Origin of the sequence: Lentisphaera araneosa HTCC2155 (genome assembly GCF_000170755.1) — a bacterium.
Lineage (GTDB): Bacteria > Verrucomicrobiota > Lentisphaeria > Lentisphaerales > Lentisphaeraceae > Lentisphaera > Lentisphaera araneosa.
The window spans coordinates 136,484-152,223 of the sequence record NZ_ABCK01000003.1 but is presented as its reverse complement, the minus strand read 5'-3'; the positions used below and the strand labels follow the sequence as shown (position 1 = coordinate 152,223).

Below are 15,740 nucleotides of genomic sequence, written 5' to 3'. Positions count from 1 at the left end.
AGTCACAAGAGGCCTCTCATTCCTTTATTTTTGAACAAGACAAATTACTTTAGAAAAATCAATTAAAATTCGAGTTAAAGTTTTTCATGGAAAGTACAAATACCCTCTTTCACAAAACCAAAGAACGAGGTCTACACACCTTCATATTCACCATGGTACTCATGGTATTTATTTCCGTTATCTCATATTCCCCCTCAGACTTAAGTGCCATCACTGGAGGCAAACTCGAACACCAATACTCTAACCTCTTTGGCGCCCTTGGTGCTCGTATCTCCTACATCATGCTTTTGAGCTTTGGGCTAGGTGCTTACCCCATAACAATCTTGATTTTTTCTTCCGCCATCCGTCGACTCATAAATTTAAACATTCATAAAACGAACTGGATCTACTTTCTCTCTATCGCTTTTTTTGCGAGCGGCATTTCAACCTGCCTCGGCTGCTATCCTGACTTCATGTCTAGCCTATGCAAGAGCCTCAACATCTCCCAGATCCCCGGCGGCGCCCTAGGCAGCCTACTCGCCAACCCTGAACACGGATGGCTTTACCACATCTGCAACAGACTTGGCTGTATAATCCTTTCATTAGCCCTCATCTCTTACAGTCTTTATATCTTCATGAATTTTGATTGGCCGAAACAGAAAAAAGACGACAATGAAGCCAAAGAGAAAGAAGCCAAAGTAAAAACTCCTGCAAAAGAAGAGCATGCCAACTCTTCCACTAAACACAGTTCACTTTCAAACCTGAAAAATACTATCGCCTCATGGTTTCAGACTAAACACGAAGAGGATAACGCTCTTCAGGAAGTCGAAAGCAAGAAGGCTGACGACTACCTCCCAGCCGTGACTGACGATAACAAGCTTCAACAAGAAGAAGCACCAAGCCCAGAACCAACTCCTCGAAAAAAACCTAAAAAGACAAAAGAAGTCGAAGGGGAACAAGAACTCCCATTAGCTGAAGCCCAACAAACAGCGCCTAGTGATGACCATATAATTGACGACGAAAAACCCCACGAAATTTTCTCTGGTCAACTAACGGAACCCCAACATTCAACGAAATCTTCGCGCTACAAACTTCCCACAGCATCACTACTGACTGATGGTGACTCAAGCATCAAGATCAGCCAAGAGGAACTTCAGCGCAAAAAAGAAATCATCCAAGAAACACTTGAGCACTTTAAAATTAAAGCTCGCATGGGCGAAGCCTTCCCCGGGCCTCGAGTGACACTTTACGAAATCATCCCGGAAAAAGGTGTACGTGTCGAAAAGATTGATAGCATCTCAAATAACCTCACCATGGAACTCCAAGCGCCAATGGGCATCCGCATCATCACACCGATACCCGGTCGTCGTTCCGTTGGCGTAGAAGTCCCTAATGATGAAGACTCAAGTGTTTGGCTACGCGGTATGGTTCAAGCCAAAGACTTTAAAAATTCTGATGCCATGATCCCTATTGCTCTTGGTAAAGACGGCACAGGCAACACCTCGGTCATGGATTTAGCTAAAGCCCCACACCTTCTGATTGCTGGCACAACTGGCTCGGGTAAATCTGTTTTCATGAATTGCTTAATCATGAGCTTACTCTACCGCTTCTCACCCGACGAACTAGAGCTCATCATGGTAGACCCTAAAAAAGTAGAACTTGCTCCCTACGAAGATATCCCTCATCTTGTATGCCCCATTATCACTGAATCCGAACAAGTTCCTGCTGCCTTACGTTGGGCATGCTTCGAAATGAATGTTCGCTACGACCTACTTGCTGCGGTAAGAGTCCGCAACCTCGCCGACTTCAACAATCGAACGAAAAAACCAAACGAACCAACCGAAGATAAAAATGGCAACTCTATCCCCGACAAACTGCCCATCACAGTTATTATCATTGATGAATTTGCCGACTTAATGAGTAACAAAAATACTAAGGGCGAAATCGAGAATTCAGTCTCCACGCTCGCGGCTAAAGCCCGTGCGGTCGGCATCCACCTCGTCCTTGCCACGCAAAGCCCAAGAACAAATGTGATTACTGGTATTATCAAAGCCAACTTTCCAACCCGCATTGCCTTCCAAGTTGGCTCATACATTGACTCCATGACGATCTTGGGCACTAAAGGCGCCGAAGGCCTCTTAGGCAAAGGTGACATGCTCTTCAATCCACCTGCTTCAAGCTCACTCATGAGAATCCAGTCCGCATGGACACCTGATGCAGATGTGGAAAAAGTCGTTGAATTTATCTCCAAACAACAAAGCCAACGCTTCAAAGATATTATAAAAACGGGTTCAACAGAAAGCTCTAATGGAACTGATGGAGAAGAATACGAAGGCGACGACAACAAACACGATAACGTCATTTCTCAAGCCATGGAAATCATTCGAAGAGACAAAAAAACTTCCATCTCTTATCTACAAAGAAAAATGCGTATCGGCTACAACAAAGCCGCCAATATTATTGAAGAACTTGAAGATATCGGATTCTTAAGCCCTGCAGACCACACTGGCAAACGCGAAATTTTAGACGACATATACAAAAACCCTGAGGAGCCCTCATGAGTACCGAAGATGACAACTTATTTGAACAGGAACTCCCACTCTACAACGAGACTCCAAAACCACTGATTTTAAAGAAAGCCGAAGACATATCGTCCTCGCCTACTGAGGTGACATCAGACACGCAAGATTCAGCTGAAAAAACACTAAAGATCAAAAGCACTGCATGCAGAGAAAATACCGCTGACTTAAATTCACGCTCTAGTCAAGCACCGCAATCGTCAGGGCTAAAAATCAAAACTTCTAATAGCCACGAAACCCCTCCTTCTTTGCTCATCAAGAAAGCTAATTCGGAAACCAATCCTGAATCTAGTGAAGAAATAAGCGACCCCACATACGAAGACGCTACTGCGCCTATTGAAGAAGTAGAAAATTTTGACCAAGAAACAAATCCAACGACACTTCATCAAGAGCGCGAGCAGCAACAAACTCCTCCCATCAACAGCATGGACGGAGAGCTTTTCAGTGGCACCAAGGCTAAACCAAATGAACTAGAAGCCCCACACAACTCTGATTCAATAAAAAATTTAGAAGATAATGACCCTGTTCCCGAGCCTAGTGAACACTCTCCTAGAACAATAATTCTTCGTAACAAACCTCTTCCAGGTGATGAAGGCAAGCTTTCTTTAACATCAGTCGAAATCACTGAAGAATCTCAAAGCTCACGCTCTTTTAACACGGCCCCTCCTCCCCATATACAAGAACTCGAGGAATATGAAGAAGTACTCAATACCGCAGCTCAAGAAAGTGTATTTGAACTAAGCGGCAATGAACTAGAGGCCGATGGCGAAAGCGACGAAGACAAGACAAGCAATCACCAAGACGAACTCTTTGATAAAATCCATTCAGAGGAAGACGAACCTCGTCGCATCAAAAACTCGCCAACTATTTACGAAATGGAAGACGATTCCAGCATCGGCTCTATGCTTATGAGCGCTCGCCAAAAAGCGAGCTACACTATCAAAGAATTAGCCAGACGCACCAATATAAAAGAAGCTTATATCATTGCTCTTGAAGAAGAGAACCGATCAAGCCTACCCGACCCCATTTATACCAAAAGCTATATTAAAAACCTGTGTCATGAATTAAATATAGAGTACCCTAAAGCTCTTAAGCTCTATGCTGATTTATGTGGCGAAGAATTTGATACGCAATATAATATAGCCCAAAAAGGCCCCGATAAATTTGCTAGTAAACCCGCTAACTCCACACTTCAAAAATGGAGTGCCATCTTTGTCATAGTCCTTATCCTAGGCCTGATTGCTATAGGTTTTACAGCCAAACATTTCTACTCTCCTGTTCCTGTATTCAAAGCAGAAGAGCAAGTTAATTTAAATAACTTCCACCAAGAAGTTTCCATCCCTATACCTAGATTAAAAGTACCCAATAAATAGGACCTCACATGTCTACACACCCTCAAGCTGGCCAATTACCCACAAACGACCAACTCCTCAATATCGACGAACTACTCCTCGCTTACACTGACAAAAAAACAAACCTTGCCCCCGTAAGCTTTGGCACATCAGGTCATCGCGGCAGCTCCTTAAAGTCATCCTTTAACGAAACTCATATCCTAGCTATTTCACAAGCTATTTGCGAGTACCGCAAATCTCAAAACATCAATGGCCCCCTCTACGTAGGCATTGATACACATGCACTTTCGAAACCAGCTCTCATCTCATGTTTACAAGTTCTCGCCGCCAATGATGTGGAAGCTTATTATCAAGACGACTTTGGGCCCAGCCCAACTCCCGTTATATCCCATGCAATCCTCACATGGAACGAAGAAAATAAAGCCTTAGCCGATGGCATTGTCATCACCCCTTCTCACAATCCACCAGAAGATGGTGGCTTCAAATACAATTCAATTGACGGTGGGCCCGCTAATACTGACATCACCACTTGGGTTGAAAACCGTGCCAACGACATCATTGCCAACGAACTCAAAGATGTCAAAAAAATTAATGCCGACCAAGTACTTGACTCAGCAAACATCAAAGCCTATGACTACATCCCTAACTACGTCAATGATCTAGAAAATGTAATCGACATGCAGGCCATCAAAGACGCTAAGATCAAAATAGCCGCAGACCCACTAGGCGGAGCTAGCCTTCCTTACTGGGAACCAATTGTGGAAAAATACGGCCTCGACATCACTGTCGTCAACGACTCGGTTGACCCCACTTTTAAATTCATGACTTGTGACCGCGATGGTAAAATCCGCATGGATTGTTCCTCTCCATGGGCAATGAGCTCTCTAATTAAACTCAAAGACCAATACGATATCGCCTTTGGCAATGACCCGGACAGCGATCGTCACGGCATCGTTACACGCTCATCGGGCTTACTCAATCCGAATCACTATTTATCTGTTGCCATCAAGTATCTCTACGAAAACAGAACTGAATGGAACCAAAACTTAGAAGTTGGTAAAACCCTAGTAAGCTCTAGCATGATTGATAAAGTTGGCTCAGAAATTAAGCGCACTATCTGCGAAGTCCCTGTTGGCTTCAAGTGGTTTGTCGATGGCCTCGTCTCTCAAAAGATCGCTTTTGGAGGCGAAGAAAGTGCAGGCGCATCATTCCTTAGAAAAAATGGTAAAGTCTGGACAACCGATAAAGACGGAATTATCCTCTGCCTACTCGCAGCTGAAATCCTTGCTGTCACCAAAAAAGATCCAGGCCAACTCTACCAGGAATTGACTGAGACACATGGCGCTCCCATCTACGCAAGGATTGATGCCGCTGCTAGTCCAGAGCAGAAAGACAAACTTAAAAAGCTTTCTCCCGAAGACATCAGTGCCACTTCTGTCGCAGGTTTCCCTATCCTAGAGAAACTCAGCCACGCAAGCGGCAACGGCGCTGCTATTGGCGGACTTAAAGTAACAACCGAATCTGGTTGGTTTGCTGCTCGCCCTTCAGGCACTGAAGATATTTACAAAATTTATGCAGAAAGTTTCATCAGTGAAGAGCACTTGAAAGAGCTCCAGAAAGATGCTCAAGAAATCGTAGACAGCGCCATCAGCTAATGCTCTTAGTTTACACGCCTTGTTCAAGTAAAGAAGAAGCTAAATTCATTGCTTCTTCTTTACTGAAAGAAGGGCTTATTGCCTGCGCCAACATCATCCCAAACATTAATTCACTTTATGTTTGGGAAGGCATAGTTAAGGATGAAGAAGAATTCCTCTTATTCGCTAAATGCAAGGAGGAGAATAAGCAAGGTGTTGAAGATAGAATTACTGAACTACATTCATACGAATGCCCCTGCATTCTTCAGTTCTCACCCACAAAAACCAACACTCCTTTTGAAGCTTGGCTGAATAATCAATAAATTATTTTTTTCCTGAGTGCTTTCTCAGTTCATGCATCAAACGCTTTGATTTTGCATGTCCACCATCAGCAGCCGATTCAATGTAACGTTGGCCACGCTGAACATCTTGATCAACAGCATATTTACCAAAGAGTAAAATTTGCCCCAGTTCATATTCTGCTGGAATCCATTGCTGGTCCGCAGCTGATTTTAAGTAAGATAAGCCTGATAGCCTAAATTTTTTCATATTATATTTCTTAAGTCGCATGCTGTACGAATATTGAAATTCCGAAACACCACGGTCAGCAAGCTTCTTTTCAATCAGCATTTGCTGCTCACGACTCGGCAATAAGAATAAGTACTTATCTCCAACTTGTGCCAAACGCAATTTCATTTTAATTGCTTCTACTGAGTAATTCTCTTCTGCTAACTCCAAGTAATCAATCCCCTTCTTTGCATTTGACTCAACGATAATCCCCTTGAGGTAAAAGCGTGCGCATTCATATAGGCTAGCTCCATCAAACGCATCAGCACCAAGTTTAAAATATTTGAGCGCTTCATGCGGACTCCGCAAAGTCCCCCAACCATTAAAACTCATTTTTCCTAAAAAATAATTCGCTTCCACTTCATCATTTTTCGCACGCTCTTCGAAATGATCCCAAGCCTGCTCAAACATTTTATCCGAATCTTCTTTAGCCTTCTTTTCTACACGAGACTCAGTCAAAAGCTTGGCAAGCGAATAGACACAACGTTTTTCACCAAACACAATACCACGACGGTACCACTCAGCAGCCTTTTCGTAGGATTGTCTATACGCATAACCAGCCTCATAAAACTTACCCAACTCGTGACAAGCAGCACCATTACCTTGACTAGCCGCTGCCATAAATTGCTCAGCGGCATTCACAAAACTCTGCTCAACACCTTGACCATTTTTATAAAGTAAACCAAGTAAAAACTGTGAAAACTCATCGCCTTTTTCAGCGCTCTTCTTAAGTGATTCTGAATCAAATGATTGAGAATACGCACTTAAACTTAAAAGCAGACATAAAAAGGCCAATATTTTTTTATTCATGTTTTATCCTAAAAATAGGAAAACCGCAATTCTATTTCGAATTGCGGTTAACCAAAACTTATTTTATTTTGAACTACTCAAGCTCACTTTGTACAACCCAGTCACCTGACTCAGGCTTGACAACAATTCGCTCGTCAGTAATAGCAGTTGTAACCTTGCCTCCAGCTTTTTTACCGAGTACAATACCAAGAATAATTCCGAGTACACCAACGCCGCCAGCTACTCCAATACCGATACCGCCACCCATCACAGCTCCACCGATACCTCCAGCCATAGCAACGATACCACCAACTATGCCTGCTTGGCTTCCGCTTCCAAGGTCTTTCGTATCACAAAAAATAACTTCTTCAGAGTCTTTAACTTCGCTTTCAATATACTTAGGAACGTTTCTAACTGGCTTACGCTTCTTAGCAGATTTTTTCGGTGCTGCTGCAGGAGCCGGAGCAGGTGCTGCCGCGGGTGCGGGTGCTGCTGCTGGAGAGGCCAATTCTGCTTTTGTAGGAATCACAAATTCAGCGGCACAATCAGGACATTCTACTACTGCACCATAAAATTCATCAGAAACAATAGGAAAACTCGCTGAACATTTCACACAATGCACCGTTCCATTCTCAACTCTGGCTTTTTGCATTGCCGGAGGTGTTGCAGGCTGGACTGGAGCTTTACTTTCTCCATCCTTCTTAGTCTGCATCATGCTCATGCTTTTACGGGATAAAATAACTGTACGGGTGTCACCAAAATCGTTTGCACTATCTCCACCAGGGCGAATACCGCTTCTTGGGACTGGAGCTGCTGATGTTTGTGCTCCTGGACGTGGTGGACGTGGTGGTCTTGGTATGTTGTCACTCATATTTATATCTCACATTTTTTTTTGACAAAATCTTTAAAGCTCATACTCCATAATGGTAAACTAGCTCGAACTGCTGATAATATTACCATATCTGCAAATGTAATTCAAACAACACAAGTCCTTTTTTGAGGGGAGAACTAGAAATTATGGCAATAAATCTCTTGATTTTAAGGCCCAAAGACTTAATATCAGATAATTACGCCACTTTTACCTTAACTAAACCTTAAAAACCAAAAGCACTTGCATGTTTGACGAAAGTTCACCTTATTACTACTTCTTGATGTCCGATAATTTCGGGCGCTTCATCGTACTTCTTCTCTTTTTAGTGTCGATAGTCTCTTGGTTTTTAATGCTAGAAAAATGGATTGAAGTGAAAACGGCTCTAAAAAATGCATTTCAACTCAAGTCCCAACTTCAAGATCGCGGATCTTGCTTATTAAAGTGTACCCAAGAATTCAATTCAGACCACCCAATTGGAAAAGTTTATACCTCAGCCAACCACCAACTTATTTCTCTACTCCATACTAATGAACATGAGTTGCTATCCTTCGCACATGATAATTTATTGCCTCGTCAAATCTCATCAATCGAAATCGAATCCGTCCGTAAGTCAATGGAACAGGCGGTAAATGACGAAATCCTACGCTATGAAGGAAAAATGAGCTCGCTTTCAACTATTGTCTCAGTCAGCCCTTTCTGTGGATTACTTGGCACTGTCTATGGAGTAATGACTTCTTTCGGCGGTATGGCTGAACATGGCTCAGCTAACATTGCAGCGATTGCACCAGGTATTGCTGGCGCACTACTAACAACAGTTGCAGGTCTTTTGGTCGCCATACCTTCAGTTGTTGGCTACAACTTACTCACCGCAAAAATCCGCACCCTTATTTCGCACATGGACAATTTCACCGATTTCTACATCGGAAACCTTACATTACATAGAGTGAAAAAGTAAAATGGCGAGACGTCACCGTGAAAACGCCGTCCTCTCAAATATTGATGTCACCCCCTTGGTCGACATAACTTTTATTCTACTTATTACCTTTATGGTAACCATGCCTGCCATGGAAAACCGCATCAAATTACCACAGATGACCGATCAGGCACCTCCTCAGCCAGAATTAGAAACCACTGTTTGGTACAATGCAGATGGAGAAGTCGTCATAGAAGGTAACAAGCTCACCATTGACGAACTTGAAAACTACATCCTAAATATGGACACAACTAATAAGGTATTCACAGTAAAAGCAGACGAAGGCCGACCTTACGGAGAAGTAATCTCTGTCCTACGCGCGATCAAAAAAGCCGGTATAAGTGACGTTTCCCTCGGCACTTCCAGTGAGAATTAAATCATAATGAATGAAAGTAAGAAAAAACGCCGAAAGTCAATTTTAATATTTTCCGTCATCATCCACGGACTCGCTCTACTCTCTCTATTTATATTACCTTTTTTCAAAAAGGAAAAAAAGGAACAAGTGGAGAACTCCCTGAGCGTCAGCGTTGACTTAAGCCAACTTAGCCCCACAACCTCAAAACCAAAAGCAATAACAACCCCCATCTCTACTCCTGAGCCTGAAACAAAACCCGAAACTCCCCCTAAAAAAGCAACACCTGAGTCCAATAAAGCTGACTTGGATAAGCAGGCTAAAGAGAAGGCAGAACAAATTAAAAAAGACGCCCTTAAGAAAGCAACTAAAGCACTCGAAGAAAAGAAAATTCGCGATCAAAAAGCTCGCGCCAAACGCGATGCAGAGAAAAAAGCAGCCGCACAAAAAGAGGCGGCGGCAAAAAAGGAGCGAGAGCGTAAAGCTCAAGCTAAACGCGACGCCGATAGGAAAGCCGAACTCAAAAGACAAAAAGAGGCTGCCGATAGACGCGCCAGAGAACGAGCGGCCGCAGCGAAAAAAGCGGCGGCTAAAGCTAACGCAGCCAAACAATCCAAACTCAACAATCAATATAAGTCACTTCTCGGAGCTGGCCTCGGCCAACAATGGGACCGAGTCTATCTCGATAGTGGAATAAGCACTACTGATCGAGTCACAGTCCAAGTCACGATCGATCGCAGTGGTAGAATCATCAGTAAAAAAATCATCAAGGCAGCTAAAAGCGCCGCCTTAAATCGCGCAGCTAAAACATTCCTCGCAGGACTCACCAAATTACCCGCTTTCCCTAAAGGCATGGACGCTAAACAAATCACAGAAACATTTACGCTAGGCCGCAGAATATGAGCATTAGTGACGAGAAAAAACTCGACATAAATAACACCGCATTTTTAGTTGGTGTCTATAAAAAGAATGATGAAAAAGAAGAATGCGACCAGCTCCTAGAAGAACTTGAAGAACTCATGCAAACTATGGGCGTCGACGTCGCTGGTAAAAAAGCCATCCGCAATCAAAAACCTAGCGCTCGTTTCTTATTAACTAGCGGAAAGGCAGAAGAACTCTTCCATAATGTCATGGAAGCCGAAGCAGGCATCATTGTTTTCGACGCCGATATCAGCCCTTCTCAACAAAGGAATATGGAACGTGAATCCTGCCTAGCTGTTATTGACCGTCGCGAAGTCATCTTAGAAATTTTCTCACAGCGTGCCACCACACGGGAAGCTCGCCTCCAGATCGACCTGGCTCGTGCTGAATACGATCTGCCCCGTTTAACACGCGCCTGGACTCACTTATCACGCCAACGCGGTGGCACCAACATGAAAGGGGAAGGCGAACGTCAAATTGAGCTCGACCGTCGTATGGTTCGAGCCAGAATAAGTCGCCTACAAAAAGAGCTCGTAAAAGTACGTTCACAACGTGCCACTCAGCGTAAACAGAGAAGAAAAAAACCTGTTCCAAACGCCGCTATTGTGGGCTATACCAACGCAGGTAAATCTTCCCTACTTAACCGTCTCACCAACGCTGGAATCTTAGCTGACGACAAACTTTTTGCGACTCTCGATCCTACAACTCGCAGAATCTTACTCAATAACAATCAAGAATTACTATTAACCGACACGGTAGGCTTCATCCGAAAACTTCCACATGATTTAGTCGAAGCCTTCAAAGCGACTCTAGAAGAAACGGTTGTTGCAGATTTCCTCATCCATGTCGTTGATGCTTCTGATCCAGATGCCCTGCAGCAAATGGACACAACTTTTAAGGTTTTGAACGAATTAGACGCAGATACGAAAAAAACCATCATTGCTTTCAACAAAATCGACCAAGTCGAGCACTCTAATCGACTAGCCTCCTTGCGAAGCGCCTATCCAGACTGTATTTTTATATCAGTGAAATCTGGCCAAGGAATCGAACTCCTCCAAGAACGCATGTGTGAACTCATCGAGCACAAATTATTCGATGTTGAACTCAACATTCCTTTTGATCGTTTTGACCTCATGGCTTTAATTCACCGCCAATGCCAAGTACATAGTGAAAAGTACGACGATAACTTCATCTATGTAAAGTGCACCGCTCCGAATGACCTAAAAAATGAAATTGAGGATTATATTGTAAATGCAACGATCCCGAACACGCACCGCTGTTGACATCCTTAAAGACATCCAACCCGATGTAAACAATCGCTACCAGGTAAAATCAGACTTAGGCAAAGGCGGAATGGGCACAGTTGATGCTGTTGACGACACTCAACTCAACCGTATACTTGCCATGAAAACGCTGGCCCCCAAGCACGCAAAGAGTCCCTCTACAGTCGAATCCTTCTTAAAAGAAGCGCGTTTCACAGCTCAACTCCAGCACCCGAATATCATCCCTGTCCATGATGTGGGCACCTCTCCTGATACCAACGCGCCCTTCTATACTATGAAGTTAATTGAAGGGGAATCACTGCTAGAAGTCATCAATAAACTCAAAGATAAAGATCCCACATACGAAAAGAAATACAGTCTCTTTGAAAGACTCAATATTTTCCGAAAAGTATGTGACGCCCTCGCCTACTCCCACTCTAGAGGCATCATCCACCGTGACATAAAGCCTGCCAACATAATGCTTGGCCCCTATGGTGAAGTGCTGCTTGTGGACTGGGGATTAGCTAAACATATCGATGAAGAAGAGGAAAAAGCCAACCCTATGGCCGACCATAGCTTCGAAGATTCTTTCCTAACTCACGACGGTATTATTAAAGGGAGTCTAGCCTATCTATCTCCAGAGCAAGCTTTCGGTAATATCCGCGAGATTGATCGACTCACTGACATCTTTTTGTTAGGAGCAACTCTTTACCACCTACTCACCCTAGAAGCCCCATACAACTACACAGAAGTCGCAAAACTCCTCAACCATGCGGAGAACGCAAAACACCTCCACCCCCTAGAACAACCCGGCTGTGATAACCTCCCTCTACAAGTTACAGATATCATTACTCAGGCTATGTCGAAAAATAAAGACGACCGTTTCCAATCTGTTGACGCCATCTCTAGTTCCATCGATTATTACCTTAGTGGCAAACATGCTAGTAGCTTAAAGACTTATAAAAGAGGTGAAAAACTTATCCATAAAGATAGCAAAGGAAGCGAAGCTTACGTAGTGGTCTCTGGACGAGTCGAAATCTACCATGATGATAACGAAAAACATAATGTCTTAGAAATCTGCGAAAAAGGAGCCATCCTAGGGGAACTCTCTCTACTCACAGGTAAAAATCGATCGGCAAATGCTATCGCTATGGAAGAAACATCCGTCTTAGTCATAACTCGCCAAATGGTACTCGATGAATTGAATAAAATGCCTCCTTGGCTAGAAAAAACTCTCTCTTCCTTGGCTTTCAAACTCCAAAACACCAACAATGACATCCACCCCTTTATTAGCGCGAGCTGTGCACTACCTGTAGTCACACAGACCTATTATTTATTCATGGAGATAAACTTCCAGGCTATTTCCGAAAACAATGAACTCCCAGGATATAGCCGTGAGCAATTAGCTCAACAAGTAGCAGACAATCTCGGCCTCCCAAAAGAACGCACTGAAGGAGCTATAAATACACTCATTCAAAAGCAAATCTTAGAAGTAGACTCCGTTGGCATTATTACACCTGCAGATTTAAACGAACTCAGAGCACTTCTAAAATTCATTGAAATGGAAGGCTCAAAAATGAAAGACACCAGTACAATTGGCCAAGATATACCCGTTTCTAAAATTAGGAAATTTACCGAAATCTACCGCACCCTCAACAGTATATAAAAAAAGAGCCTCCCTTTACAGGAGGCTCTTTCAACATTTATTAGATTAAATTACTTAACGACTTTAAGTAACTCAACTTCAAAAATGAGATCTGAATTTGCTGGGATTGGACCCTGGCCATTTGGGCCATAAGCAAGATTCGAAGGGATGTAGAAAACGTACTTCGCACCTGGCTTCATAAGCTGAACACCTTCTGTCCAACCTGGAATCACACCATTAAGTGGAAATTCGATTGGCTCGCCACGCTGGACTGAACTGTCGAAAACAGTTCCATTTAATAACTTACCTGTGTAGTGAACTGAAACTGTATCTGTTGCCTTAGGGCTCTCACCACTACCTGCAGTCATCACAACGTACTCAAGACCCGATGCAGTCTTTGTCACTTGCTTATCACCGAAAGCTTCTTTCTTAGCTGAAACAGAAAGTGTTTTTTGCTCTTCTGCAAATTTCGCCGCTTCTACAGCCTGACGCTTCTGCATTTCTGTACGCATAACGTTCATCGCTTCCATGATTTCTGGCTGTGAGTAAAGTGTATTTTTCTTACCTTCAACACCCACTTGAATGCCTTTCAAGAATTCAGCAGAATCCATCTCTTTTGCTTCCGCAAGTCTTTGACCTAAGTTGATACCTTCGTTGTAACTGATAACTTTACTCGCTTGTTCAAAAGTCATTGCTGGTTTTGCGGGCTCTGCTGGAGTCGCAGCTTTTGCTGGCTCTTGAGCAAAAACAGAGCTCATTGCCATCAAACTAAACGCCGCAGTTGTAAAAAAGAACTTGCTGTTCATATTTTTTCCTAGTGTTTATTTATGTTAAAAGTGAATCGTTGAAGCTAAGGGCTAAACATATTTAAAATAGCTCGAATATCAATTTTTTGTTCAAACTAAGGCAAAAGCTCAGGATTATGACTCCACAAACCCATCTTTTTTGCAATGGCGAAATCATTTACCACCCTCATTTCTTCACTGACAGCGAAGCTTCACAGCTTTTTTCTGAGCTTGAAAAAGATCTTCCATGGCAATGTGACAAGATCCGAATCATGGGAAAAGAACATTTTATACCTAGATTACACGCCTGGCTTGCCGACCCCAACATCCATTACAATTACTCTGGGATTGATTTAAAAATAAACCCTTGGACTCAGCAAGTCCTCAAACTAAAAACGCTCGCAGAAGACAAGAGTCACTGGACCTTCAACTCTATGCTTGCGAACTATTATCGAGATGGCAAAGATTCAAACGGCTGGCATGCAGACAATGAAAAAGAACTTGGTCGCAATCCATTAATCGCCATGTTTAGTTTTGGCCAAATACGACGCTTCTCCATTCGATCAAACGAGAATCACAAAAACAAACTTGATTTCGATTTAAACAATGGCTCCCTCATCATCATGAAAGGCCCCCTACAGCACACGAGCCAACATTGCTTGCGCAAAACTAAAAAAAAATGCGATGCCCGCATAAGTTTAACTTTTCGACTAACTCATCCACAATAAGCGTCTTAAGTCCTTTCATTTATTTCACATCTCTTTACTTTATTAATAAATGAATTAAGGAGTTTTATATGCAAGTACCTACTCGTCGCTTTGGCCGTACCGAGATACAAATACCTATCCTTTCCTGTGGCGGCATGCGTTATCAGCAAAGCTGGGAAAGAAAAGAAACTGACAAAGTTGAAGCCGACAATCAAAAAAACCTCGAAAACACCTTAAAACGCAGCTTAGAGCTCGGAATTAACCACATCGAAACCGCTCACGGCTACGGAACGAGTGAATACCAGATTGGAAAGCTACTCCCTAAGCTCGATCGCGAATCATATATCCTACAAAGTAAAATTCAGCCCCATGCGGATATTGAAGATTTTCAGCGTGATTTCGAAGACAGTATGTCCTGCCTCAAGGTCGATCACCTCGACCTCATGGGAGTTCACGGCATCAACAATCAAGAACGTCTCGACTGGACCATTCGTAAAGGCGGATGCTTAGAGCGCGCCCAAGAATGGAAAAAACAAGGACGAATCAAACACATCGGCTTTTCAACCCACGGATCCACAGACATCATTATCAAAGCCATAGAAACAGGTGAATTCGACTACGTGAACTTACATTGGTATTACTTCATGCAAAAGAACCACCCTGCCATTGAGGCTGCCAAAAAACACGACATGGGGGTCTTTATTATTAGCCCCAGTGACAAAGGCGGAAAACTCTATGAGCCACCCCCTGCCTTAAGCGAGCTCTGTGAACCCTTTTCACCCATGATGTTTAATGATTTATTCTGCCTTCAGAACCCTTTAGTCCACACCATAAGCCTTGGGGCCGCACGCCCTTCTGATTTTGATGAGCACCTAAAAATCATTCCTCATTTAGACGACACTCAAACTATTGCTGAGATTGCAAATAAAATTGACCGCAGAATTAAAGACAAGCTCGGTGAGCAATGGGCAAAGAACTGGGACAAAGGCCTTCCTGAAACACTGCAAACTCCTGGCCAGATCAACACCTATGACATTCTGCGTTTCTATAACCTTGCCACCGCTCTCGACATGAATGCTTACGGCATTATGCGCTACGCTCTACTGGGGCAAAAAGATCACTGGTTTCCCGGAGAAAAAGCGAACAAGATACCCGAACAAGAACTCCTTGCAGCGCTCCCAAATCACCACGATCCACAAGGCGTTATCAAGGGACTAAAAACAGCCCACCAACTATTTGAAAATAAAAGCTAAATCAAAAAAGCATTTTTTGCCTTAAAACGATCTTAAAAAGCGAAATACAAAAAAGCCTTAACTTACGTAAA

At 43.2% G+C, this 15,740-nt stretch carries 14 protein-coding genes; 11 read left to right on the top strand and 3 right to left on the bottom strand.

Annotation, left to right across the window (positions count from 1 at the left end; all coding sequences use genetic code 11):
• The first annotated feature begins 86 nt into the window (after positions 1 to 86).
• From LNTAR_RS25100 to cutA, 4 genes are read left to right on the top strand one after another with little or no spacing between them, the layout of a single operon-like run.
• Positions 87 to 2,540 carry an FtsK/SpoIIIE family DNA translocase gene (locus LNTAR_RS25100; RefSeq protein WP_052607296.1) on the top strand — a complete coding sequence of 818 codons (2,454 nt, stop codon included), beginning with the start codon at positions 87 to 89 and terminating at the stop codon, positions 2,538 to 2,540.
• Positions 2,537 to 3,931, top strand: a complete 1,395-nt coding sequence (locus LNTAR_RS03570; protein ID WP_007277271.1) for a helix-turn-helix domain-containing protein — start codon at positions 2,537 to 2,539, stop codon at positions 3,929 to 3,931. Before LNTAR_RS25100 ends, LNTAR_RS03570 begins: the two co-directional genes overlap by 4 nt.
• Positions 3,932 to 3,939: 8 nt before the next feature.
• The gene (gene pgm / locus LNTAR_RS03565) at positions 3,940 to 5,565 is read left to right on the top strand and encodes a phosphoglucomutase (alpha-D-glucose-1,6-bisphosphate-dependent) (protein WP_007277270.1); all 1,626 of its coding nucleotides are present in this window, start codon (positions 3,940 to 3,942) and stop codon (positions 5,563 to 5,565) included.
• A complete protein-coding gene (cutA, locus tag LNTAR_RS03560; RefSeq protein ID WP_007277269.1) occupies positions 5,565 to 5,867 on the top strand; it encodes a divalent-cation tolerance protein CutA in 303 nt (100 codons plus the stop codon). Before pgm ends, cutA begins: the two co-directional genes overlap by 1 nt.
• A gap of 1 nt (position 5,868) precedes the next feature.
• Here the strand turns inward: cutA and LNTAR_RS25095 are convergent, their stop codons facing one another.
• Complete coding sequence (locus tag LNTAR_RS25095; protein ID WP_007277268.1) at positions 5,869 to 6,921, bottom strand: tetratricopeptide repeat protein; 1,053 nt, start codon at positions 6,919 to 6,921, stop codon at positions 5,869 to 5,871.
• 73 nt (positions 6,922 to 6,994) lie between these two features.
• Entirely contained in the window at positions 6,995 to 7,771 is a 777-nt protein-coding gene (locus LNTAR_RS03550; protein WP_007277267.1) for a hypothetical protein, read from the bottom strand.
• A 244-nt stretch (positions 7,772 to 8,015) separates the two neighbouring features.
• Between LNTAR_RS03550 and LNTAR_RS25090 the strand changes: the two genes are divergently transcribed.
• Genes LNTAR_RS25090 through LNTAR_RS03525 form a run of 5 tightly spaced genes read left to right on the top strand, consistent with a single transcriptional unit; the run spans position 8,016 to position 12,945 of the window.
• Positions 8,016 to 8,726 carry a MotA/TolQ/ExbB proton channel family protein gene (locus tag LNTAR_RS25090; RefSeq protein WP_007277266.1) on the top strand — a complete coding sequence of 237 codons (711 nt, stop codon included), beginning with the start codon at positions 8,016 to 8,018 and terminating at the stop codon, positions 8,724 to 8,726.
• 1 nt (position 8,727) lies between these two features.
• Positions 8,728 to 9,120: an ExbD/TolR family protein gene (locus tag LNTAR_RS03540; protein WP_007277265.1), complete on the top strand. Its 393-nt coding sequence runs from the start codon at positions 8,728 to 8,730 to the stop codon at positions 9,118 to 9,120.
• 6 nt (positions 9,121 to 9,126) lie between these two features.
• A complete protein-coding gene (tolA, locus tag LNTAR_RS25085; RefSeq protein WP_007277264.1) occupies positions 9,127 to 9,999 on the top strand; it encodes a cell envelope integrity protein TolA in 873 nt (290 codons plus the stop codon).
• On the top strand, positions 9,996 to 11,300 hold the full coding sequence (gene hflX, locus LNTAR_RS03530) for a GTPase HflX (protein ID WP_007277263.1): 1,305 nt from the start codon (positions 9,996 to 9,998) through the stop codon (positions 11,298 to 11,300). Before tolA ends, hflX begins: the two co-directional genes overlap by 4 nt.
• Positions 11,269 to 12,945: a protein kinase domain-containing protein gene (locus LNTAR_RS03525; protein WP_007277262.1), complete on the top strand. Its 1,677-nt coding sequence runs from the start codon at positions 11,269 to 11,271 to the stop codon at positions 12,943 to 12,945. The genes hflX and LNTAR_RS03525 overlap by 32 nt, the downstream gene beginning before the upstream one ends.
• 50 nt (positions 12,946 to 12,995) lie before the next feature.
• Here the strand turns inward: LNTAR_RS03525 and LNTAR_RS03520 are convergent, their stop codons facing one another.
• Positions 12,996 to 13,730: a BamJ family beta-barrel-assembly machinery protein gene (locus LNTAR_RS03520; protein WP_007277261.1), complete on the bottom strand. Its 735-nt coding sequence runs from the start codon at positions 13,728 to 13,730 to the stop codon at positions 12,996 to 12,998.
• A gap of 116 nt (positions 13,731 to 13,846) precedes the next feature.
• Here LNTAR_RS03520 and LNTAR_RS03515 point away from each other — a divergent pair, with 116 nt between their 5' ends.
• Positions 13,847 to 14,437, top strand: a complete 591-nt coding sequence (locus LNTAR_RS03515) for an alpha-ketoglutarate-dependent dioxygenase AlkB family protein (RefSeq protein WP_007277260.1) — start codon at positions 13,847 to 13,849, stop codon at positions 14,435 to 14,437.
• A 68-nt stretch (positions 14,438 to 14,505) separates the two neighbouring features.
• The gene (locus LNTAR_RS03510; RefSeq protein ID WP_007277259.1) at positions 14,506 to 15,669 is read left to right on the top strand and encodes an aldo/keto reductase; all 1,164 of its coding nucleotides are present in this window, start codon (positions 14,506 to 14,508) and stop codon (positions 15,667 to 15,669) included.
• The last annotated feature ends 71 nt before the right edge of the window (positions 15,670 to 15,740 follow it).